At 48.6% G+C, this 21,164-nt stretch carries 22 protein-coding genes; 16 read left to right on the forward strand and 6 right to left on the reverse strand.

Annotated elements, in window-relative coordinates; all coding sequences use genetic code 11:
• The first annotated feature begins 112 nt into the window (after positions 1-112).
• The 6 genes from pabC (at position 113) to ptsG (ending at position 6,181) form a co-directional block, all read left to right on the forward strand.
• The gene (pabC, locus tag RSC70_RS08890; protein ID WP_332542246.1) at positions 113-931 is read left to right on the forward strand and encodes an aminodeoxychorismate lyase; all 819 of its coding nucleotides are present in this window, start codon (positions 113-115) and stop codon (positions 929-931) included.
• 12 nt (positions 932-943) lie between these two features.
• A complete protein-coding gene (gene mltG / locus RSC70_RS08895) occupies positions 944-1,969 on the forward strand; it encodes an endolytic transglycosylase MltG (RefSeq protein WP_332542247.1) in 1,026 nt (341 codons plus the stop codon).
• Positions 1,959-2,600 (forward strand): dTMP kinase, encoded by a 642-nt coding sequence (tmk, locus tag RSC70_RS08900; RefSeq protein WP_282814109.1) that lies wholly within the window; start codon positions 1,959-1,961, stop codon positions 2,598-2,600. Before mltG ends, tmk begins: the two co-directional genes overlap by 11 nt.
• Positions 2,597-3,583: a DNA polymerase III subunit delta' gene (holB, locus tag RSC70_RS08905; RefSeq protein WP_332542248.1), complete on the forward strand. Its 987-nt coding sequence runs from the start codon at positions 2,597-2,599 to the stop codon at positions 3,581-3,583. Before tmk ends, holB begins: the two co-directional genes overlap by 4 nt.
• Before the next feature lie 52 nt (positions 3,584-3,635).
• A complete protein-coding gene (locus RSC70_RS08910; RefSeq protein ID WP_332542249.1) occupies positions 3,636-4,424 on the forward strand; it encodes a metal-dependent hydrolase in 789 nt (262 codons plus the stop codon).
• A gap of 323 nt (positions 4,425-4,747) precedes the next feature.
• Positions 4,748-6,181, forward strand: a complete 1,434-nt coding sequence (gene ptsG, locus RSC70_RS08915) for a PTS glucose transporter subunit IIBC (RefSeq protein WP_046449145.1) — start codon at positions 4,748-4,750, stop codon at positions 6,179-6,181.
• 96 nt (positions 6,182-6,277) lie between these two features.
• On the opposite strand, the gene ribA is transcribed toward ptsG, so the two are convergent.
• On the reverse strand, positions 6,278-6,865 hold the full coding sequence (gene ribA / locus RSC70_RS08920) for a GTP cyclohydrolase II (RefSeq protein ID WP_025797168.1): 588 nt from the start codon (positions 6,863-6,865) through the stop codon (positions 6,278-6,280).
• Positions 6,866-7,151: 286 nt separating this feature from the next.
• Between ribA and pgpB the strand changes: the two genes are divergently transcribed.
• The 5 genes from pgpB (at position 7,152) to yciH (ending at position 10,822) form a co-directional block, all read left to right on the forward strand.
• Complete coding sequence (gene pgpB, locus RSC70_RS08925; RefSeq protein WP_025797166.1) at positions 7,152-7,913, forward strand: phosphatidylglycerophosphatase B; 762 nt, start codon at positions 7,152-7,154, stop codon at positions 7,911-7,913.
• 248 nt (positions 7,914-8,161) lie between these two features.
• A complete protein-coding gene (locus RSC70_RS08930) occupies positions 8,162-8,467 on the forward strand; it encodes a LapA family protein (RefSeq protein ID WP_040046518.1) in 306 nt (101 codons plus the stop codon).
• Positions 8,468-8,472: 5 nt separating this feature from the next.
• Positions 8,473-9,642, forward strand: a complete 1,170-nt coding sequence (lapB, locus tag RSC70_RS08935) for a lipopolysaccharide assembly protein LapB (protein ID WP_332542250.1) — start codon at positions 8,473-8,475, stop codon at positions 9,640-9,642.
• Positions 9,643-9,751: 109 nt separating this feature from the next.
• Positions 9,752-10,477, forward strand: coding sequence for an orotidine-5'-phosphate decarboxylase (gene pyrF, locus RSC70_RS08940; RefSeq protein WP_332542251.1), 726 nt, complete (start codon positions 9,752-9,754; stop codon positions 10,475-10,477).
• Between the two features lie 18 nt (positions 10,478-10,495).
• On the forward strand, positions 10,496-10,822 hold the full coding sequence (yciH, locus tag RSC70_RS08945; protein WP_046359816.1) for a stress response translation initiation inhibitor YciH: 327 nt from the start codon (positions 10,496-10,498) through the stop codon (positions 10,820-10,822).
• A 74-nt stretch (positions 10,823-10,896) separates the two neighbouring features.
• Here yciH and osmB read toward each other — a convergent pair whose 3' ends face one another.
• Positions 10,897-11,115 carry an osmotically-inducible lipoprotein OsmB gene (osmB, locus tag RSC70_RS08950; protein WP_004092957.1) on the reverse strand — a complete coding sequence of 73 codons (219 nt, stop codon included), beginning with the start codon at positions 11,113-11,115 and terminating at the stop codon, positions 10,897-10,899.
• Positions 11,116-11,483: 368 nt separating this feature from the next.
• On the opposite strand from osmB, the gene araD reads away from it, so the two are divergent.
• From araD to RSC70_RS08975, 5 genes are all read left to right on the forward strand, one after another.
• Positions 11,484-12,179 (forward strand): L-ribulose-5-phosphate 4-epimerase, encoded by a 696-nt coding sequence (gene araD, locus RSC70_RS08955; RefSeq protein ID WP_040046521.1) that lies wholly within the window; start codon positions 11,484-11,486, stop codon positions 12,177-12,179.
• Between the two features lie 345 nt (positions 12,180-12,524).
• Positions 12,525-13,061: a gluconokinase gene (gene gntK / locus RSC70_RS08960; protein ID WP_025797156.1), complete on the forward strand. Its 537-nt coding sequence runs from the start codon at positions 12,525-12,527 to the stop codon at positions 13,059-13,061.
• 4 nt (positions 13,062-13,065) lie between these two features.
• Positions 13,066-14,403, forward strand: a complete 1,338-nt coding sequence (gntU, locus tag RSC70_RS08965; protein ID WP_332542252.1) for a gluconate transporter — start codon at positions 13,066-13,068, stop codon at positions 14,401-14,403.
• A gap of 224 nt (positions 14,404-14,627) precedes the next feature.
• On the forward strand, positions 14,628-15,863 hold the full coding sequence (locus tag RSC70_RS08970) for an MFS transporter (RefSeq protein ID WP_103009887.1): 1,236 nt from the start codon (positions 14,628-14,630) through the stop codon (positions 15,861-15,863).
• Positions 15,864-16,035: 172 nt separating this feature from the next.
• Positions 16,036-16,683, forward strand: coding sequence for a DsbA family protein (locus tag RSC70_RS08975; RefSeq protein ID WP_332542253.1), 648 nt, complete (start codon positions 16,036-16,038; stop codon positions 16,681-16,683).
• 58 nt (positions 16,684-16,741) lie between these two features.
• On the opposite strand, the gene RSC70_RS08980 is transcribed toward RSC70_RS08975, so the two are convergent.
• The 4 genes from RSC70_RS08980 to RSC70_RS08995 all read right to left on the reverse strand — a co-directional run bounded on the left by RSC70_RS08980 (position 16,742) and on the right by RSC70_RS08995 (position 21,137).
• Positions 16,742-17,407, reverse strand: a complete 666-nt coding sequence (locus RSC70_RS08980) for a DedA family protein (RefSeq protein ID WP_025797145.1) — start codon at positions 17,405-17,407, stop codon at positions 16,742-16,744.
• Positions 17,408-17,736: 329 nt separating this feature from the next.
• Positions 17,737-19,257, reverse strand: a complete 1,521-nt coding sequence (locus RSC70_RS08985; RefSeq protein ID WP_234618524.1) for a peptide MFS transporter — start codon at positions 19,255-19,257, stop codon at positions 17,737-17,739.
• Between the two features lie 425 nt (positions 19,258-19,682).
• Entirely contained in the window at positions 19,683-20,117 is a 435-nt protein-coding gene (locus RSC70_RS08990) for a DoxX family protein (protein ID WP_040046525.1), read from the reverse strand.
• A gap of 141 nt (positions 20,118-20,258) precedes the next feature.
• Positions 20,259-21,137 (reverse strand): MBL fold metallo-hydrolase, encoded by an 879-nt coding sequence (locus RSC70_RS08995; RefSeq protein ID WP_282807194.1) that lies wholly within the window; start codon positions 21,135-21,137, stop codon positions 20,259-20,261.
• Positions 21,138-21,164: the final 27 nt, after the last annotated feature.

Consider the following 21,164-nt stretch of genomic DNA (forward strand, 5'->3'; position numbering starts at 1 on the left):
CAAAAATCAAATGGCCCTTATGGGGCCATTTTTTTTACCTGCGCCTCTCAAAACGCTAAAATATGAATACCGGATCGAGGCAGAACGCCTTGGCCATCGTCGGGAGTTGGTGATGTTTTGGTTTAATGGAACACCCGAAGAGGTTATTTCGCTCGGCGACCGCGGTTTGCACTATGGTGATGGTTGTTTCACTACGGCTCGTGCTGTTCATGGGCAGATCGATGGTATTCACGCTCACTTTAGCCGGATGCAGTTTGCCTGCTCGCAGTTACTGATTGAATCTGTTGATTGGAGCGCTTGGCTAGCCGAATTTCGTCAAGCGGCGATAGAAACAGGGCACGGCGTGGTTAAAGCGGTTATAACTCGGGGCAGTGGTGGGCGTGGTTATTCCACTTCTGGAGCCCAAAACCCGAGCCGTATATTTTCAAATAGCGCAATTCCAACTCAGTATGCTCAGTGGCAGAAGGATGGCATCACGCTGGCTGTGAGCCCTATTCGCTTAGGTATCAACCCTTCTCTTGCTGGCATTAAACATCTTAATCGCCTAGAGCAGGTGCTGATTAAGGCAAAGCTTGAGCAGACGAATGCCCATGAGGCACTGGTGCTTGACAGCAATGCAAGGCTAGTGGAATGCTGTGCGGCTAATTTATTCTGGCGTATTGGAAAGCGAGTATTTACGCCAACGCTTGCCAACGCAGGCGTAGAGGGGCTAATGCGTCAGCGCATTATTCGTTTATTGGCTGAAAGCGGGTATGAATTAAGCATTGTTTCCGCACCTTTAGACGTGCTGCGAGACGCGGAAGAAGTTTTTATATGCAACTCTTTAATGCCGCTGTTGCCGGTGAATGAAGCGGGGGAGTATCGCTTCAGTTCACGGCAATTGGCGGAATATTTATTACCACAGTGTTTACTTCCTGTGTATGAGTCATGATTTGGCGGTTGAATGAAGAAAAAACTGTTTGGACTTCTTGTTGTCTGCATTGTTGTTTTGTTAGTAGCACTATTTTGGAGCTATCAACAAGTGCAGAAGTTTGCCCGAACGCCTTTGGCAATTACTCAAGAAACTCTGTTTAAACTGCCTGCGGGCACCGGGCGCGTGGCGTTAGAAGGCCTGCTAGTAAGGGACAAGCTTATTGCGCATCCCCGCTATTTTCCGTGGCTACTGCAACTTGAGCCTGAGTTGGCTAATTTTAAAGCGGGTACATATCGCATTACACCCGGTATGACCGTGCGTGAGTTTCTTGAACTGCTTAAAAGCGGCAAAGAAGCACAGTTCACCGTACGCTTCATTGAAGGAACTCGTTTTCAAGATTGGATGCAGGTCTTAGCGGCTTCGCCAAACCTAAAACATGCGTTGGCGAATAAAGATGAAAGCCAGATCGCCAAAATCTTGGGCATACCTGAAGGTCGCCCAATCGAAGGCTGGCTTTATCCCGATACGTATCATTACACCGCAGGCAATAGCGATGAGATGATACTTAAGCGGGCGTATAATCGCATGAGCAAAGAAGTTGGCGAGATATGGCAAGATCGCGAGAAAAATCTGCCTTATAAGACACCTGAAGATCTGGTGACCATGGCGTCAATCATTGAAAAAGAAACTGGGGTTGGTGAAGAGCGCGGCAAAGTGGCATCGGTATTTATCAATCGCCTTCGTATTGGCATGCGTTTACAGACCGATCCTACGGTGATTTATGGTCTCGGCAAAAACTATAACGGTAATTTGACGCGGCGCGACTTACAGCAGCCAACCGCATACAATACCTACGTTATATCCGGTTTGCCGCCAACGCCGATTGCCATGCCGAGCCGAGCCTCGTTAGAGGCCGCAGCGCATCCGGATAAAACCTCTTATTTGTACTTTGTTGCAGATGGGAAAGGTGGACACGTATTTACCACTAATCTACAGAGCCATAATCAAGCCGTACGCAACTATTTGCAGGTGCTAAGGGAAAAGAATGAAAAGTAAGTTCATCGTGATTGAGGGTCTGGAAGGGGCCGGTAAGACGACTGCCCGCGATACCGTAGTAGATGAGCTTCGTCAGCAGGGTATTGAGGATATCGTTTTCACCCGTGAACCAGGTGGAACTCCGTTGGCTGAAAAGTTGCGTGATTTGGTTAAGCAAGGTGTTGAAAACGAAAAACTGACTGACAAAGCAGAAGTGTTGATGCTCTACGCTGCACGCGTTCAGTTGGTGGATAATGTGATCAAACCAGCGTTGGCTCGCGGAGCATGGGTGGTTGGCGATCGCCACGATCTCTCTTCTCAGGCATACCAAGGTGGCGGAAGAGGGATTGACTCCCGCCTGATGCAGTCGTTACGCGATACGGTACTTGGTGATTTCAAACCTGACTTAACGCTGTATCTGGATTTACCTCCGGCGATAGGTTTAGAACGAGCGCGTAGCCGTGGGGCATTAGATCGTATCGAACAAGAATCGTTGGCTTTTTTCGAGCGCACAAGAGCGCGTTATCTGGCATTAGCCGAACAGGATGACAGCATTATCACCGTTGATGCTTCGCAAACTTTACCTGAAGTGACGGCCTCTATTCGCACTGCGCTTCAGACGTGGTTTAAGGATCAGGAGCAACACGCGTGAATTGGTATCCTTGGCTGACCGCACCTTACCGTCAACTGGTTGCTCAGCACCAGAGTGGGCGAGGGCACCATGCTTTGCTGGTGCACGCGATTGCGGGCTGCGGTGATGATTCCCTGATGTATGCATTAGGGCGCTGGCTGATGTGTCAGCGGCCAAACGGTGACAAAAGCTGTGGTGAGTGCCATAGCTGTCGCTTGATGCTGGCGGGTAACCATCCTGACTGGTACGACTTACAGCCGGAAAAAGGAAAAACGAGCCTCGGCATTGAGCCTGTTCGCCAGATTATCGAGCATCTTTATGGTCATGCCCAACAGGGCGGCGCCAAGGTTGTTTTGTTGCCGCGGGCTGAAACGCTGACGGAAGCGGCAGCCAATGCGTTGTTGAAAACGCTTGAAGAGCCACCTGAGAAGACCTATTTCCTATTGGGGACGCGTGAACCGGCCAATTTGCTAGCCACATTGCGTAGCCGCTGTTTTTACATGCATCTTGCTGTGCCTGACGAATCATTAAGCTTACGTTGGCTGCAAAGCCAACAGCCGGGTGATGAGTTGGCTATGTGTACCGCATTACGCTTGAACGGTGGTGCGCCGGTGGCAGCCATGAGTTTGCTTGAGCCAAATAGCTGGAAACAGCGTCTTCAGCTGTGTCAGGGTTTGCAGCAGGCGATCCCTCAACGCCAGTGGATGCAGTTATTACAACTGTTAAACCACGATAATGTGCATGATCGACTAACATGGTTATGTGCGTTGCTGCTCGATGCGATGAAGCTGCAACAGGGCGCCACGACGGCCATTGCAAACTTGGATCAACAGCCGTTGGTTTATCAATTGGCGTCGACTCAGGCAACGACGATTTTGCAGCAACAGCTAGAACAATGGATTTTCTGCCGTCATCAGCTTCTCACTACCACCGGGCTCAATCGCGAGCTAATGCTCACTCGTCAGCTTTGCCTGTGGAGTGACTCCTTTCCTCCTAACGCGTAACCATACCTTCGGGTGATATACGCGTTCCGTTATTAATATCAGGTCAAAATTTATGTACTTAGTTGACTCCCATTGCCATTTAGATGGTCTGGATTATGAAAATCTGCACAAAAGTGTCGATAGCGTTTTAGCTGATGCCAAAGCGCGCGATGTCGGTTTTGTTCTGGCGGTGGCGACGACACTGCCAGGCTATCGCGCGATGCGTGAACAAATCGGACAGCGCGAGAACGTAGCCTTTTCCTGTGGCGTTCATCCGCTAAATCTTGAGGGTGGCTATGATTATGATGAGCTACGCCAGTTAGCGAACGTCCCAGAAGTGGTTGCGATGGGGGAGACCGGTCTCGATTATTTCTATCAGAAAGACAATATTCCCTTGCAGCAGGAGTCTTTCCGTCAGCATATTCGCATAGGCCGCGAGCTGCATAAGCCCGTGATCGTGCATACCCGTGATGCGCGGCAGGATACGTTAGATATTTTGCGTGAAGAGCAGGTGAGTGAATGCGGCGGCGTATTGCACTGCTTTACGGAAGATCAGGAAACAGCGCGTCAACTGCTCGATATGGGCTTTTATATTTCATTTTCTGGCATCGTGACTTTCCGCAATGCGGATGCGCTACGTGAAGTTGCCCGCTATGTTCCTGTCGATCGCATGCTGGTGGAAACCGACTCGCCTTATCTTGCTCCCGTGCCTCACCGTGGTAAAGAGAACCAACCTGCCTATGTACGCGATGTTGCTGAGTATCTTGCGGTATTGAAGGGGATGACCCCTGATGCCTTAGCTCAGCAAACGACAGACAATTTCAGCCGTTTATTTGGTGTGACATTGCCGATACATGGGTAATGGCTATTTATTTTATTGCTCGTAATTAATCGTTCAAGCAGGTATCTTGCTGTTCGAAAATGTTTACATGGCTGTTTTATGAAACCATTTTGGTGATTTTTTTAACATTTTTTTGTCATAAATGTTATTTGGATCTCTGTAATTATGGAAACGTGACAGCCATCAAACATATTGCAGGCTATTTATTTTACCCTGCGTAAAAATTAAAGGAGTGCTAAGACACTTCTAGGCGTTCAGGTTCTCTTCCTGTTCGCGGCGTGACTCTCGGGCATACGAGGGCAGGCTAATAAAAGAGCACTATTTATTCAGGAGCACTCTCAACTATGTTCAAAAACGCATTCGCAAACCTGCAGAAAGTAGGTAAGTCGCTAATGCTGCCAGTTTCCGTATTGCCCATCGCAGGTATTCTGCTGGGTGTCGGTTCTGCCAACTTTAGCTGGTTACCTGCGGTAGTTTCTCATGTGATGGCTGAAGCCGGTGGCTCAGTTTTCGCAAACATGCCGCTAATTTTTGCCATTGGTGTTGCGCTCGGCTTTACTAACAATGACGGCGTATCTGCGCTGGCAGCGGTGGTCGCTTACGGCATTATGGTGAAAACCATGGCTGTTGTCGCGCCTCTGGTCCTGCACATGCCTGCCGAAGAGATCGTCGCGAAGCACTTAGCCGATACCGGTGTGCTGGGTGGGATCATCGCGGGTTCTATTGCGGCCTACATGTTCAACCGTTTCTACCGCATTAAACTCCCTGAATATCTGGGTTTCTTTGCCGGTAAACGTTTTGTTCCGATCATTTCTGGTCTGGCTGCCATTTTCTTGGGCATTGTGCTGTCCTTTATTTGGCCTCCGGTCGGAACCGCGATCCAAACCTTCTCGCAGTGGGCGGCTTATCAAAACCCTGTTGTTGCCTTTGGCATCTACGGTTTGGTTGAGCGTTCTCTGGTACCATTTGGTCTGCACCATATTTGGAACGTACCTTTCCAAATGCAGATCGGTGAGTTCACCAATGCGGCAGGGCAGGTATTCCACGGTGACATCCCTCGCTATATGGCAGGCGATCCAACCGCAGGTAAACTGTCGGGTGGCTTCTTGTTTAAAATGTACGGTCTGCCTGCGGCAGCGATTGCTATTTGGCATTCTGCTAAACCAGAAAATCGTGCCAAAGTCGGTGGGATTATGATCTCTGCTGCGTTGACCTCGTTCTTAACGGGTATCACCGAGCCGATTGAATTCTCCTTCATGTTCGTAGCGCCAATTTTGTATGCGATTCACGCGATTCTGGCGGGTCTGGCTTTCCCAATTTGTATTCTGTTGGGCATGCGTGATGGGACAAGTTTCTCACATGGTCTGATCGACTTTATCGTTCTGAGTGGAAATAGCAGCAAAATCTGGCTGTTCCCGATTGTGGGGATCATCTACGGTCTGGTGTATTACACGATTTTCCGTGTGCTGATTACCAAATTGAACCTGAAAACGCCAGGTCGTGAAGATTCATCTTCCGAACAAAGCGCGCAAAGCAATGACGGTATGTCTGCTGCGCTGGTAGCTGCATTCGGTGGTAAAGACAACATCACAAACCTTGATGCGTGTATCACTCGTCTGCGTGTGAGCGTGGCCGATGTAGCTAAAGTGGATCAGGCTGGCCTGAAGAAACTGGGGGCTGCGGGTGTGGTTGTTGCGGGTTCTGGCGTTCAGGCTATCTTCGGTACAAAATCCGATAACCTGAAAACCGATATGGATGAGTACATCCGTAGTCACTAATCCTGCTATACCGCTAAGCGCGTATGAAAAAAGGAGGCCATTGGCCTCCTTTTTTGTATCTGTAGCGATATCAGCAACACATCACATAGATTTATTTTAATCGAGCAAGTGACCCATCTTTGCGGCTTTGGTCGACAGATAGCGTTCATTCTTAGGGTTACGACCCACGATTAACGGTACGCGTTCGGTAATGTTGATACCAGCCTCAGTCAGAATTTCTACTTTCTTTGGATTGTTCGTCAGCAAACGCACTTGGTCTACGCCCAACAGTTTGAACATATCTGCGCAGAGGGTGAAATCTCGTTCGTCAGCGGCAAAACCTAGCTGGTGGTTAGCTTCAACCGTATCCGCGCCTTTATCTTGTAAGGCGTAAGCCCGAATTTTGTTGAGCAGACCGATATTGCGGCCCTCTTGACGATGGTAAAGCAAGATCCCTCGACCTTCTTCAGCGATGTGCTCAAGCGCCGCTTCTAGCTGAAAACCACAGTCGCAGCGTAGGCTGAATAGGGCATCGCCGGTTAAACACTCGGAGTGCACGCGTGAAAGCACGGGCGTTGAGCCAGACACATCACCATAAACTAATGCCAGATGGTCATGACCGGTGGCAATTTCTTCAAAGCCGACCATCAAAAAATCACCCCAAGGTGTCGGCAGTTTTGCTTCAGCCACTCGTTTAAGCTGCATGTTGATCTCCACAACTACATCTTTTAGATACTGTCCATAACGGACATCGGTTATTGTGCGCCGCCGATGCAGGTGAGTGCAGGCACAACCGAAGTAAATCCGGTAAAACCGAATCGTTAATAGGGTTCCTATTTTGCCACAAGTCGCGGCGATACAGCAGTTTTCGCTGTAGGACACGTATTATTTGTTTCAACCGGTCAATAAAACACCGCTCGGCAATTCCTGATAGGCTTCATTGATATGGTGTTGCTACACTGAATAATCAATAGAAAGAAAGGATTAATTGATGTTACAGATTGCAAAACGTACTACTTTGGGCCTGATTGTGCTGCTGGCGATGCCGGTGAGCGTTTGGCTTTGCGGCTGGAAATGGCAGCCTGATGGCTCAGACAATGTGCTCAAAGCCCTCTTTGCAATGACTGAAACAGTGACAGCGCCGTGGGGCATCCTTACGTGTTTGATCCTTGGCTGTTGGTTTTTATGGTGTTTACGCTTTCGGATCAAAGCAACGATAATCCTATTTATTATACTGATGGCAACGGTGCTGGTGGGGCAGACGATTAAATCGACGATAAAAGGCTGGGTGCAAGAACCGCGGCCTTTTGTTTTATGGCTCGAAAGCGAACATAGCGTTGATGCTCAGGCGTTTTATGCGCTCAAACGTGCAGAGCGTAGCACTCTTGTCACAGAACAATTGCTGCATGAAACACGAATTCCACAGTGGCTGAAAAGTCATTGGGCGTTTGAAACGGGTTTTGCATTTCCTTCAGGGCACACAATGTTTGCTGCAACGTGGGCACTGCTTGCGTTTGGCCTGCTATTGCCACGTCGCCATTATGTTTCAACGGCGCTAATCACCCTCTGGGCAATAGGCGTGATGGGAAGCCGTTTGGTGTTAGGAATGCACTGGCCCGTGGATTTAATTGTCGCAAGCGGGATAAGCTGGGCGCTTGTCACGCTTTCTTGCGTGTTGGTACAGCGATGGTGCGGTTCTCTTGGCATCAGCGTGCCTGAATCTCAGGAAATCCGCGCGCGCACAGAAGAGTAAGTCTGAAGAACGCTTGAAGTTTTAGGCATTTGGCCCCATATGATCCTAATATTTATCTATTCTTCCGTGTGGTACTTGGGGATCTCATTGGAGAATGGCATGATGTTGTTAGGGTGAGCACGCTGTTAAAACAGGGTTTTAGTGCTACGTGGGGTTTCCCTACAATATAACTAAATGATAATTTAACCATTCGGGTGCTGTTTTCTTTGGCATAATTCATCCGGTTAACCTGATTTACAGGAAGAAATGTGAAATATCTGCTGATTTTTTTGGTCGTTTTAGCCATCTTTGTGCTTTCTGTCACATTGGGTGCGCATAACGATCAGGTTGTTGCGTTCAACTACTTAATTGCTCAGGGCGAATATCGCCTGTCGACGTTGCTTGCCACATTGTTTGCAGCCGGATTCATTTTGGGTTGGGTTATCTGCGGTCTGTTTTATGTCCGAGTGCGCTTAGGTTTAGTGCGCGCTGAACGGAAAATCCGCCGACTGGAACAGCAGGCTGCGCCGACTGAGCCAGAAAACCTCGCGCCTTCTGCGACACCGAAGGAATAGAGACTATGTTAGAGCTGCTGTTTCTGCTTCTTCCCGTTGCTGCCGCCTATGGTTGGTATATGGGACGCAGAAGTGCTCAGCAGGATAAGCAACAGGAAGCGAGCCGTCTTTCACGTGAATACGTGGCTGGGGTGAACTTTCTGCTTTCTAACCAGCAGGACAAAGCGGTCGACCTGTTCCTTGATATGCTAAAAGAGGACAGCAATACGGTCGAAGCGCATCTTACGTTAGGCAACTTATTCCGCTCGCGTGGCGAAGTCGACCGCGCTATCCGTATCCATCAGTCTTTGATGGAGAGTGCTTCTCTGACTTTTGATCAGCGGCTGCTGGCCGTGCAGCAGCTTGGCCGTGACTATATGGCCGCCGGTTTGTACGATCGCGCGGAGGAAATGTTTAATCAGCTTATTGATGAGCAGGATTTTAAAGTTTCAGCGCTGCAACAGCTGTTGATCATCCATCAAGCGACCAGCGATTGGCAAAAAGCCATCGATGTTGCTGAGAAATTAGTGAAACTGGGTAAAGATCAGCAACGCACTGAAATTGCGCATTTCTACTGTGAATTGTCATTGCAGGCAATGGGCAGCGATGATTTAGATCGAGCTATGGCGCTGTTAAAAAAAGCGGCCTCTGCGGATAAAAATTGCGCTCGCGTGTCGGTGATGTTTGGCCGTATTTATATTGCCAAAAATGAGCCGGCTAAGGCGGTTGAGGCGTTGTCTCAGGTATTAGAGCAAGACAAAGAGCTGGTCAGCGAAGTCTTGCCAATGATGCAAGAGTGTTACCAGCAGCTGAATCAGCCGGATCAATGGGTTTCATTTTTACGCCGTTGCGTAGAAGAGAATACCGGCGCAACCGCAGAGCTGATGCTGGCCGAAGTCTTGGAACAAAACGAAGGTATCGAGGTTGCTCATGTATATGTGGGTCGCCAAATACAACGTCATCCAACGATGCGAACCTTCCATCGGTTGATGGATTACCATCTGGCAGAAGCCGAAGACGGTAGGGCGAAAGAAAGCTTGCAGCTACTGCGTGATATGGTGGGTGAACAAATTCGCACTAAGCCGCGCTACCGTTGCATGAAATGCGGTTTTACAGCACACACCATGTATTGGCACTGCCCATCGTGTCGTGCGTGGTCAACCATTAAGCCGATTCGTGGGCTTGATGGTCAGTAATTCTTTTCCGTTCATATCTCTCTGCGCTAGGCACATTGTCTAACGCTGTGTACAATGCCCTCCCTGATAAAGGCCTTATTTCATTTACCGCCAGCTTCAGGGAGTCGCAATGTCCATTTCTACGCCATCTCAGGCAAACGCTATTACGTCACCGATCCTAGTCGCTCTCGATTATGCCGATAAAAATGCTGCTTTAGCGTTTGTCGATAATATCGATCCGCGTGACTGTCGCCTTAAAGTCGGCAAGGAAATGTTTACCCTGTTTGGCCCGCAGTTTGTGCGTGAATTACAGCAGCGTCAGTTTGAAATTTTCCTCGATTTGAAATTCCACGATATTCCAAATACGGCCGCCCATGCCGTGGCGGCAGCGGCAGATCTCGGGGTTTGGATGGTCAACGTGCATGCCAGCGGTGGAGCGCGCATGATGACAGCGGCCAGTGAGGCGCTGCTACCGTTTGGAAAAGATGCGCCGCTGCTGATTGCAGTGACGGTGCTAACCAGCATGGAAGCAGAAGATTTGCGTGGTATTGGCATTGAACAATCACCGGCCGATTATGCCGAGCGTCTGGCACTGCTGACGAAAGAGTGTGGCCTAAACGGCGTGGTTTGCTCAGCACATGAAGCAACTCGCTTGAAAGCGAGCTGCGGGCAGGCGTTTAAACTGGTCACGCCGGGCATTAGACCAGCAGGAAGTTCAGCTGGCGATCAGCGTAGGATTATGACTCCGGTTGAAGCCGCTAAAGCTGGTGTGGACTATATGGTTATTGGGCGTCCGATCACCCAATCTCCAGAGCCCGCAGAAACATTGCGCGAAATATTGAAATCTTTAGCTTAAGCAGGACAGAGTCCAATCATGCAAGACAAGAACAGCAGACTGGTTTATTCAACTGAAACCGGGCGAATTGATGAAGAGAAAGCCGTTGTCGTGCGCCCAAAAGGCGACGGCATCGTGCGTATCCAGCGCCAGACCAGCGGTCGTAAAGGCAAAGGTGTTTGCCTGATTAGCGGTTTGGATCTTGACGATACAGCCTTGCAGACCCTAGCGGCAGAGCTGAAAAAGAAGTGCGGTTGTGGTGGTGCAGTGAAAGACGGCGTGATTGAAATTCAAGGTGACAAGAGGGATTTGCTCAAGCAACTGCTTGAGGCCAAAGGTCACAAGGTAAAGTTGGCCGGTGGCTGATTAGCCGTTTTGTTCTTTGAATAAAAAATGGGCTGATATAAAAATCAGCCCACAGCTAAATCATAGAAATCGTATTATTTGCCAACCTGATGGCCGATGATCCCACCAACAGCGGCACCACCCACGGTACCTAACGCGCTGCCATCGGTAAGAACGGCGCCACCTAAGGCCCCTGCACCAGCACCAATCGCGGTGTTACGGTCGCGTTTAGACCAGTTTGAACAAGCACTTAGAGAGGCAACCAGCGTCACTGCCAGTGCTGCCGCTGCAAAACGTTTCATTGTGGTATTCATCACTTACTCCTTTTAAGCTTCTGACGATTATATTTCCATATAAGTATAGGACATGCTTCGTGCAGAAAATTAGCTGTTGGTTATTGGTAATCCAGAATGTAATGCTTAGTATTGGCTGTATCAGTGAAATATAATTCTGCTGACTGCCGTGATATCTATGTGGCTTAGTATATTTATTTGCTAAATTCAAAATAGGTAAATATTCTTATTTTGAATTATTCCTATGAACGAATAGTGCTATCGATGCGGTTGCGCATGCTCTCAATTCCTCTTATTTAGCCAATTCCCCAGTGATTTGTAGCCAGTTTTCCCATACCCGCGATGAGCCATGTTCTGGACAATAGGCTATCAACGTGGGGAGAGAAGCTATGCTCGAAGAACTGAAACAACAGGTACTGGCCGCAAATTTGGCGCTGCCCAAACATGGGTTGGTCACGTTTACCTGGGGAAACGTCAGCGGTATCGATCGTGCTACGGGGCTGATGGTGATTAAGCCTTCTGGTGTCGAATACGCAGGAATGAACGCAGAAGATATGGTGGTAGTCGATGTAATCTCAGGCGCGGTAGTTGAGGGAAAGTGGAAGCCATCTTCGGATACTGAAACCCACCGTGGTCTGTATTTAGCTTTTCAGAATATTGGCGGAATTGTGCATACGCACTCACGCCATGCAACGATTTGGTCTCAGGCGGGGCGGGACATCCCTGCGTGGGGCACAACCCATGCTGATTACTATTACGGAAACATTCCCTGTACGCGGCTAATGACGCCTGAAGAGATTCAGCATAGTTATGAATGGGAAACAGGGCAGGTGATTATTAAGACGTTCCAAGAGCGTCATATTGATGCTGAACAGATGCCAGCGGTTTTGGTACATTCTCATGGGCCATTTGCTTGGGGCAAAGATCCCATTGATGCGGTGCATAACGCCGTTGTGCTTGAGGAGGTTGCCTATATGGGGATTTTCTCACAGCAGCTAAGCCCTCAGTTACCGGATATGCAGCAAACGTTGCTGGATAAACACTATTTACGTAAGCATGGCGAAAATGCCTATTACGGGCAGTAGCTATTTCTGATTTTGATCCCACATCCCCCTTCAAAATGAGCGCTTTGGCGCTCTTTTAATCTCCGATTCTTCGCGTTAATTAACTGATTTCATGACTGAATAATAACATTAATGAAATTGTTTTTACCCCTACATCTGTTGCATTCCTGTTATTTCTTCTCATGGTGATTGTTCTGACGCTAATTAAAATTGCGATATAGATCACACAAGAAAGTTTTGTGCGCTGGCTCACATTGCAAGTTTATGTAAAGGGGCTGACAATGTTACCGATAACAATTACCGGTAACATCGACGTGGGGTTTGCATGCCAGCGTCAACAAAACACTAAATGTCTGGAGCCAGTCAATGAAAAACACACAAAAGCCCCATTACGTGTATGTGGTTATGGGCGTATCGGGCAGCGGAAAATCGGCCGTTGCGAGTGCGGTGTCCCAAAAATTATCGTGTGGCTTTTTAGATGGCGATTTTTTGCACCCACGCAGCAACATTAACAAAATGTCAGAAGGGCATGCGTTGAACGACGAAGATCGTGCTCCTTGGCTGAGTGCGTTGAACGATGCAGCATTTGCCATGCAACGCACTAACGATGTTTCAATCATCGTGTGCTCCGCACTGAAAAAACGCTACCGCGACCGTTTACGTGAAGGTAATGGAAATCTCTCTTTTGTGTATATGGATGGCGATTTTGATCTTATCGAATCCCGTATGAAAGCACGTAAAGGGCATTTCTTTAAACCTCAGATGTTGGTTTCCCAATTTGAGGCGCTGGAAGTGCCTGATTCAGACGAACAGGATGTTTGTGCCATTGATATCAATCAACCGCTCGACGCCGTCATTGCTGACACGTTGAAACACATCCAACAACGTTCTAATCAGGGATAATTCTGTGGATACCATGACTCTTGTCGGCACCGCTGTCGGCTCTGTACTGCTTCTCCTTTTTTTAGTGATGAAAGCGCGTTTGCATGCTTTTGTCGCGCTGATGCTGGTGTCGATTGGCGCAGGTATTTTTTCTGGCATGCCGCTGAGCAAAATTACTCAGGCTATGCAGGATGGTATGGGCGGCACACTCGGCTTCCTGACTATCGTTGTTGCTCTTGGTGCGATGTTTGGCAAAATCCTGCATGAAACTGGGGCGTTAGACCAGATTGCAGCCCATTTGCTGAAAAGCTTTGGTGAGAAACGCGCCCATTACGCTCTGGGTATTGCCGGTTTGGTGTGTGCGTTGCCGCTATTCTTTGACGTGGCGATTGTGCTGTTGATTGGTGTGGTTTTTGCCGTAGCGCGTCGTACTAACGGCAACGTGGTAAAAATGGCGATCCCGCTGTTCGCCGGTGTTGCGAGCGCGGCGGCATTCTTACTGCCAGGACCGGTACCGATGCTGTTAGCTGCACAGATGAATGCAGATTTTGGCTGGATGATTGCGATTGGTCTGGTGGCTGCGATTCTGGGGATGCTGTTGGCGGGCCCGCTGTTTGGTAACTTCATCAGCAAACGTGTTAGCTGGCCAATGCCAGAAGAAGAGAGCGCCCCGGTATTAGATAAATCAAACATGCCGTCATTTGGCCTGAGCTTGGCGTTGGTGCTTTGCCCTCTGGTGCTGGTGGGGATGAAAACCATTGGTGCCCGCTTCGTGACACCAAATACAAATTTATATGACTGGTTAGAGTTTATCGGTCATCCATTTACCGCGATCCTGATCGCCTGTCTGGTGGTTATCTACGGCTTGGCAAAACCACGTGGTATGAGCAAAGAGCAGATCATGTCTATTTGTTCTGCGGCGATTCAACCAGCGGGTATTATCCTGCTGATGACCGGTGCGGGCGGTGTGTTTAAACAAATTCTGGTCGATTCAGGCGTTGGCCCTGCGCTGGGTGATGCATTGATTGGTGCCGGTTTACCGATTGCCGTTGCGTGTTTTGTATTGTCGGCCGCAGTACGTGTGATCCAAGGTTCTGCAACCGTGGCGTGCTTAACGACGGTAGGCTTAGTTTTACCTGTTACCACTCAGCTTGGTCTGAACGGTGGTCAACTCGCGGCGCTGGCTATCTGTATTGCAGGTGGTTCGATTGTACTGAGCCACGTGAACGATGCGGGCTTCTGGCTGTTCGGTAAATTTACCGGCGCTAACGAACTGCAAACGTTGAAAACGTGGACTGTAATGGAAACTATTCTGGGCACCGTGGGTGGCGTCGTCGGAATGATTGCATTCACGTTGTTCTAAGCGTGATGTAATGAAAAAGCCCACGGGAGTGATTCCGTGGTTTTTTTTGTCTCTATTTAACCTAACAATGTTCAATATCCATTCTGAATTCAACGAAAAATTAACAAAATAGTGGCTGCTGAATGTGAGCTTCGGTATCCTGCTCACCTCACTTAATTATGTGATTCAAATCACGCTTTCTTGCGCATTCAGCGTCAGGAATTTTTCAGATATTAGAGGTAGCTATGTCTACATCAACGCCGTCAGCGGCACCATCACCTATTGCTCATCGACGCGGGGCAGAACTCGCGCTCGCTGTCGGTGGTTTTGGTATTGGTACCGGCGAGTTTGCCATTATGGGCTTGCTGCCGAATGTCGCAAAGGATTTGGCGATCTCTATTCCGCAGGCCGGGCATGTGATCAGTATTTATGCGCTGGGCGTGGTGATCGGAGCACCGGTGATTGCGACTTTAGCCGCGCGACTTTCTCGCCGCACTTTACTGCTGCTTTTGATGGTGCTGTTTGCGGTTGGCAATATTGCCAGCGCATTGAGTTCTAGCTATGGGAATCTGATGGTGTTTCGCTTTATCAGTGGATTACCTCACGGGGCTTATTTTGGTGTGGCATCGCTGGTGGCCGCATCGATGGCGGGCGTTGGACAACGCGCGAAAGCGGTGGGACGCGTGATGCTAGGCCTAACGTTGGCCACGCTGTTAGGCTCACCTTTGGCAACGTGGATTGGTCAGTTGATGGGCTGGCGTGCGGCGTTTGTGATGGTGGGCGTGATTGGGGCGCTAACGGCGTTGCTCGTCATGTTATGGCTGCCAAAAGATAAGGTTGAGGAAGGTGCAAGCCCGCTGCGTGAGTTGGGAGCGCTAAAACGTAAGCAGGTTTGGCTCACGCTCGGTATCGCTGCGGTAGGCTCTGGTGGCCTATTTGCTGTGTTTAGCTACATTGCACCCACGCTTATTCATCAAACGGGGATGTCACCGTCGAGCGTGCCTTTGGTGCTGATTGTGTTTGGCGTGGGTATGATTTTAGGGAATATCTTTGGCTCTCGTTTGGCAGACCGTTCCTTGATGGGCACGATTGTTGGTGTATTAATTTGGAACGTGGTTATTCTTACGACGTTCTATTTGGTGGCGGATATTGCATGGGCTACCGTATTGGTCGTGCTGCTCACTGGGGGCAGTTTTGCTCTGGTTCCTGCCTTACAAACCCGCCTGATGGACGTTGCTGAAGATGCACAAACCTTGGCGGCTGCTTTAAATCATTCTGCTTTCAATATCGCAAATGCGCTGGGTGCGTGGCTTGGTGGTGTAAGCATTGCTGCAGGTTTGGGCTGGTCATCTACCGGCTGGGTTGGCGCAGGTTTGGCGGCTGGAGGGATATTGCTGTTCTTGTGGTCATACTACTCAGATCCGGATATTAAACCTAAAAAATCTCGTCGTAATAAAAGCATTCGCAGTATCGAACTTTAACATTATTTGATGTTCGCTCGACGCTAACTGAGTGGAATAGGGTGGCAAGTCTCTGATTTTGAGCCAGACTTAGATTATATCGTCCTGCCGCAACTTGGCAGAACCACGATCACACATTATGTTTATCGCAGTATCAATGGTGCTACGAGCTGAACAACACCAAGGAGTGCTGATGAAGATCCGAGAACTCGTTTATCTTTTTGATCCGCTTTGTGGCTGGTGCTACGGTGCTTCACCGAAAATTAGCCAACTGGTTAAGGATAGCGATTTTAACGTAACATTTCGTCCCACTGGGCTTTTTGCCCGTGAAGGCGCACGTGATATGACGCCGGAGTTTGTCCAATATGCTTGGCAAAATGACATGCGTATTGAATCATCGACAGGGCAAATATTCAGCGAAGCGTATCGAGAAAACGTATTACATCAGGGCGGCGTGTTTGATTCCTTTGCCTCTACGTTAGCGGTGATTGCTGCCAATACCCTTGAGCCAGAGCGCGCGGGTGATGTGCTTAAAACGTTGCAAAAAGCACGGTATGTTGACGGGCTTGATAACACTAGCAGTAAAAGCGTGGTTGAGATTCTGGAGCGGGAAGGCTTTGAGAGCGAAGCATTAGCGGTAGCTCGCCCCACCGAAGAGCTATTGCGTCATTACGAACATAGCCTGCGTGAAACGCAAACATTGTTAGATAGACACAATATTAACGGAGTTCCTGCATTGATCGTCGTAGGAGAGCAGGGCCAGCGGCTAATACCGGCAGCAAAACTCTTCGCACCCTACGCGGAGTTAAAAGCGGAGCTGCTGCGTTACGAAGGTTTCTAAAAGATATGCTGTCCTGTAAGGCCGTTGCAACGATGCCTTACAGGACAATTTGCGGAATTTATTGAGCGGGCGTTTGACGTTTTTTACGAACCACCACCACGATCGTCCCCACCAGACCACTCACTAGCAGCACAATCGGTAAAATCATTAAGCAGGTCATCACCTGATCTTCATGGCGCTTAACAAACGGAATATAGCTGATGGCTAATCCCACGCCGGTGACAGAGCAAACCCATAATAGCGCACTGAGCCAGTTGAACACTTGGAATCGCGCATTCTTTAAGCCAGAAATACCTGCAATGGTAGGCAAAATGGTACGCACGAATGCTAAAAATCGGCCCACCAGTAGAGCGACTAATCCGTGTTTATGGAACATATGGTAAGCACGCTGGTGATAATGTGCCGGAAGTTGTACTAGCCAACCTTGCACCAATTTAGTATCGCCCAGCCAACGACCTTGGATATAGCTCATCCAACACCCGAGACTCGAAGCGATGACTAACACACTCAGAGTGGGGAAAAAAGGTAGCACGCCTTTGGCGATTAATGCACCAGCCAGTAACAGTAGGCTGTCGCCGGGTAAAAATGCGGCAGGAAGAAGCCCATTTTCCAGTAGCAGCGTAGTGAACAAAATACCGTAAATCGCCCAAATCATTTTGGGATCGCTTAGCACACTGAAATCTTGTTCCCACAGTGCGTGTAGGATCTCTTTGATTACTTCCATTACTCTACCTTAATAACTGCGTATGCTATCCGCTCTAAAACACTCAGCCCAAGTCTATTTATTGTAAGCTAAATGGCATGAAGTTTCGGAGATACCGCACATCAATTTATCGCTTATTGATGTTCACACTGACAAAGAGATTCTTTTTTTAAAATACAGCTTAGGAATGCTCAGCCCTAATGCTGGCGTATTTTACCATGTTTTTAGTATGACAAATGTAAATCTAAGGAAATAGGATGTCGGGATGTGATTGCGATCGTGGTCGCAGATACAGCAAGGCACCCTGAAAGGGTGCCTTGGAATATGAACTGATTGAGAAATGGTCGATATTAGATTTCGACGTTTTTCATCATGCGGCGTACTGGGTAAATCAGCAGTGCTAGCACCGCGGCGCAAATAACCAGTGCGATAGAGCAGCGCGCAAATAGGTCTGGCAGCATATCAAGCTGATCAGCTTTAACCTGACCGCCGATCAAGCCCGCAGCAAGGTTACCCAGAGAGCTCGCACAGAACCACAGCCCCATCACCTGACCGCGCATCCGATCGGGAGCCAGTAATGTCATGGTCGCTAGCCCGATTGGGCTTAGGCAAAGTTCACCCAGCGTTAATAGCAGAATACTTCCCACCAGCCAGAACGGCGATACAGATTGGCTAGTGGCCAGTACATCCTGGGCGGCCAAAATCATGATGCCAAAACCCGCGGCGGCAAAAAGAATACCGATCACAAATTTTACCATGCTGCTTGGTTGCATCTGACGGCGACCCAAAGCAGGCCATAACCAGCTGAACAGCGGCGCAAGGATGATGATAAACAGGGCGTTCAGTGACTGGAACCATACCGTTGGGATTTCAAAATCACCAAACTGGCGTTGGGTATAATCATTGGCAAACAGGTTGAATGAGGTCGGCTTCTGCTCAAATGCAGACCAGAAGAAGGCCGCGGAAACCAGCAAAATAAAGCAGACCAGCAAACGAACTCGCTCTTCTGATGCTAATCCAGCAAAGGCAAATAGGTAGACAAAGTACAGCGTTACGGAGGTGGCGATGACGTATACCATCACGCTGGCAATTAAGACTGGGTTAATTGGAATGACATCGTTTGCCAGCAGGCCAATCAAAACGATGGCAATCACGGCTAAGACAGAAATCCAGCGACCAACGTTTTTGCGTTCAACAACGGCATGGTTCCAACTAGATCCCAAACCGACTTCACGATCGTAGCGGCGCATGGAAGGAACAGCGAAGAAGCGGAAAATCAGCAACGCAACCAGCATGCCTAGGCCGCCAATACCGAAGCCCCAATGCCAGCCCTTTTCACCCACGAGTAAACCGGTTACCAGCGGCGCAATGAATGAACCGAGGTTTATCCCCATATAAAATAGTGAGAATCCGCCATCGCGGCGCGTGTCACCGTCTTTATAGAGGGTACCCACCATGACCGAAATACAGGTTTTAAATAAACCGGTTCCCAGAACGATAAGCAGCAGACCCACGAAGAATAGGGTATTGCCCCACAGCGCAGAAAGCGCGATGGCTAGGTGGCCCAACGCAATCAGAATCGAACCATACCAAACAGCACGACGCTGACCTAACCAGTTGTCGGCTAACCAGCCACCCGGCAGCGCGGCCAGATACATACTACCGGCGAAAATACCGACGATAGCCGAGGCTTGCTCACGTGGAATGCCCATTCCGCCTTCATAAACACTGGCGGCCATAAACAGGATAAGCAGTGGGCGGATCCCGTAAAAGGAGAAGCGTTCCCACATCTCGGTAAAGAACAATGACCCGAGTGGATAGGGATGACCGAGGAAAGTACGGCCTTGCTGTGTTTTATCAGAGGATTGCATGTTGTATTCCCATTAACTATACGCAAAGAACGAGAGCGTATGATTGATAACTTAAAAACTTAATATTTAACTCATTGTATTTATAGTATTTATTAATGAACTGTTTGGCTTTTGCCATGTTATTCGAGTATTCATTAATAATACGGGATTTGGAAACTAACATAGATTTATAGGCGTGGTCATCTTTTTATCATCAAAATCGTTGTTTTGTGAACAGTTATTTGGGCTTTTGTAACGGAAATGAGGTGTAAAGCAGGGTAAACATCGTTAATGGTACGGTTTTTCCGCTGTGAATCGCTATGACACGGGGCTTTTGACGACAAATGGTTTAAGAAGGGATGTTTTCAAAAGAGCTATTTGAAGGTTTCAAATAGCTCTTTTTGATAGAACAGATTAAGCGAGTGGTAAGGGGAGTAATTGCAGTATTAACGCAGAGCCTGATTACTGACGACAGAGTAACGTCCGCTGCCTAGCAACATGATGATGATGCCACCCATGAAATACAGCATTTCATTTTCCAGTCCCCAAGCACCGACGTCGGTCAGGGTGAAAAACTTGCCGGTACCCACCATCAGGGTGGCGACCAACAGGTTAACGGCGTAAATCAGGGCCGCAGGGCGGGTGAAAATGCCCAAAACCATCAGCACTGGCGTAACGATTTCGCCAATAAATACACCATAGGCGACAAACCCAGGCAGACCCTGTGCCTGTAGCATCTCAGAAATCCAGCCAACGCCGTGTTCAATTTTGGCAACGCCATGAAACAGCATCAATAGGCCAAAGGTGAGACGCAGCAATAGTTTTCCGCCGTCTGGGTGATCGGTTAAACGTGTGAAAGCCTGATTCAGCGAGGTGAGCATACTTACATCCTTTGTAGAGGTGGTGCCAACGAGCACCGGAAAAGTAAAATTTCTTGGCTAAACTGTATGGGTATTATCCGGCACTTTGCCCCCGCAAGTAACCGGATAACATTGATAAACAACATCAAAATAATTGAAATATTACCACTTCATTTCGCCGGTATTCACTTTCGCGCTTAAATTAAGGCTTTCACCATCTTTCAGGTTAGGGTAAGCCTTTTGCATAGCGTCGATCACACCCGCAGAGGTTTTATGAGTATCTAAAACCTGTTCAAACTTTTTCAGATAGTCACGGCTAAATACAATCGCGGCGTCACCTTTCGGAGGTGTTCCTAAATAATGTCCAGGAACCACCGTTTGAGGGTTTAACGCCTGCATGCGATCTAACGCTTTAATCCAGTTTTCACGCGAGGCCTTCGTTTGGGTATCGGCAGTCCAAATATGTTGATTGGCAGAAACTAATACTCCACCTACCACGGCTTTGAGTGAGGGGATCCAGACATAGGTACGGTCTGGCGAGGCACTATCGAGATCTTCAATAACCAGTTTCTGACCTTCAAGCGTGATTTCGTTGCCCTGAAGGACTTCTGGCGTAATGATTTTTGTCGGTGCCTGATCTTTCATCAATGGGCCCCAATACTGAAGCTTGGCGTTTTGAGTCGCTTTGATATGGTCAACGGTAGGTTGAGTGGCCACAATTTTAGCCTGCGGATAGGCCGCTGCTAGCGTTTGTAAGCCAAAGTAGAAGTCAGGATCGCCGTGGCTGATGTAAATTGTGGTCAGCGTTTTGCCACTCTTTTTGATCATGTCGATCAGCGCATTAGCGTCTTTTTTCTCAAATTGTGCATCAATTAGCACAGCTTCTTTATCGCCAACAATTAATTCAGAAGAGACTGGAAACAGGCTGGTCGCACCCGGGTTATAGGTTTGCAGCTCAAGCGCTTTAGCCTGTGCTGCAAAGGCGCTGGTGGAGAGAACTAATGACAAAATCAGAGGTTTAACCGCGATGGATGGTTGCATGAGACAGGCCTTTATTATTAATGTGAA

This window comes from Hafnia sp. (assembly GCF_036648275.1).
Classification (GTDB): Bacteria; Pseudomonadota; Gammaproteobacteria; order Enterobacterales; family Enterobacteriaceae; genus Hafnia; species Hafnia alvei.

What these genes read in the sequence shown, in the direction of transcription:
- pgpB (WP_025797166.1), top strand. Translation starts at nt 7,152, where the DNA reads ATGTTACAGATTGCAAAACGTACTACTTTGGGCCTGATTGTGCTGCTG.
- pabC (WP_332542246.1), top strand. Translation starts at nt 113, where the DNA reads ATGTTTTGGTTTAATGGAACACCCGAAGAGGTTATTTCGCTCGGCGAC.
- RSC70_RS08980 (WP_025797145.1), bottom strand. Translation starts at nt 17,407, where the DNA reads ATGGAAGTAATCAAAGAGATCCTACACGCACTGTGGGAACAAGATTTC.
- ribA (WP_025797168.1), bottom strand. Translation starts at nt 6,865, where the DNA reads ATGCAGCTTAAACGAGTGGCTGAAGCAAAACTGCCGACACCTTGGGGT.
- ptsG (WP_046449145.1), top strand. Translation starts at nt 4,748, where the DNA reads ATGTTCAAAAACGCATTCGCAAACCTGCAGAAAGTAGGTAAGTCGCTA.
- RSC70_RS08970 (WP_103009887.1), top strand. Translation starts at nt 14,628, where the DNA reads ATGTCTACATCAACGCCGTCAGCGGCACCATCACCTATTGCTCATCGA.
- mltG (WP_332542247.1), top strand. Translation starts at nt 944, where the DNA reads ATGAAGAAAAAACTGTTTGGACTTCTTGTTGTCTGCATTGTTGTTTTG.
- RSC70_RS08990 (WP_040046525.1), bottom strand. Translation starts at nt 20,117, where the DNA reads ATGCTCACCTCGCTGAATCAGGCTTTCACACGTTTAACCGATCACCCA.
- RSC70_RS08975 (WP_332542253.1), top strand. Translation starts at nt 16,036, where the DNA reads ATGAAGATCCGAGAACTCGTTTATCTTTTTGATCCGCTTTGTGGCTGG.
- gntK (WP_025797156.1), top strand. Translation starts at nt 12,525, where the DNA reads ATGAAAAACACACAAAAGCCCCATTACGTGTATGTGGTTATGGGCGTA.
- RSC70_RS08985 (WP_234618524.1), bottom strand. Translation starts at nt 19,257, where the DNA reads ATGCAATCCTCTGATAAAACACAGCAAGGCCGTACTTTCCTCGGTCAT.
- tmk (WP_282814109.1), top strand. Translation starts at nt 1,959, where the DNA reads ATGAAAAGTAAGTTCATCGTGATTGAGGGTCTGGAAGGGGCCGGTAAG.
- osmB (WP_004092957.1), bottom strand. Translation starts at nt 11,115, where the DNA reads ATGAATACCACAATGAAACGTTTTGCAGCGGCAGCACTGGCAGTGACG.
- lapB (WP_332542250.1), top strand. Translation starts at nt 8,473, where the DNA reads ATGTTAGAGCTGCTGTTTCTGCTTCTTCCCGTTGCTGCCGCCTATGGT.
- pyrF (WP_332542251.1), top strand. Translation starts at nt 9,752, where the DNA reads ATGTCCATTTCTACGCCATCTCAGGCAAACGCTATTACGTCACCGATC.
- RSC70_RS08995 (WP_282807194.1), bottom strand. Translation starts at nt 21,137, where the DNA reads ATGCAACCATCCATCGCGGTTAAACCTCTGATTTTGTCATTAGTTCTC.
- araD (WP_040046521.1), top strand. Translation starts at nt 11,484, where the DNA reads ATGCTCGAAGAACTGAAACAACAGGTACTGGCCGCAAATTTGGCGCTG.
- RSC70_RS08910 (WP_332542249.1), top strand. Translation starts at nt 3,636, where the DNA reads ATGTACTTAGTTGACTCCCATTGCCATTTAGATGGTCTGGATTATGAA.
- yciH (WP_046359816.1), top strand. Translation starts at nt 10,496, where the DNA reads ATGCAAGACAAGAACAGCAGACTGGTTTATTCAACTGAAACCGGGCGA.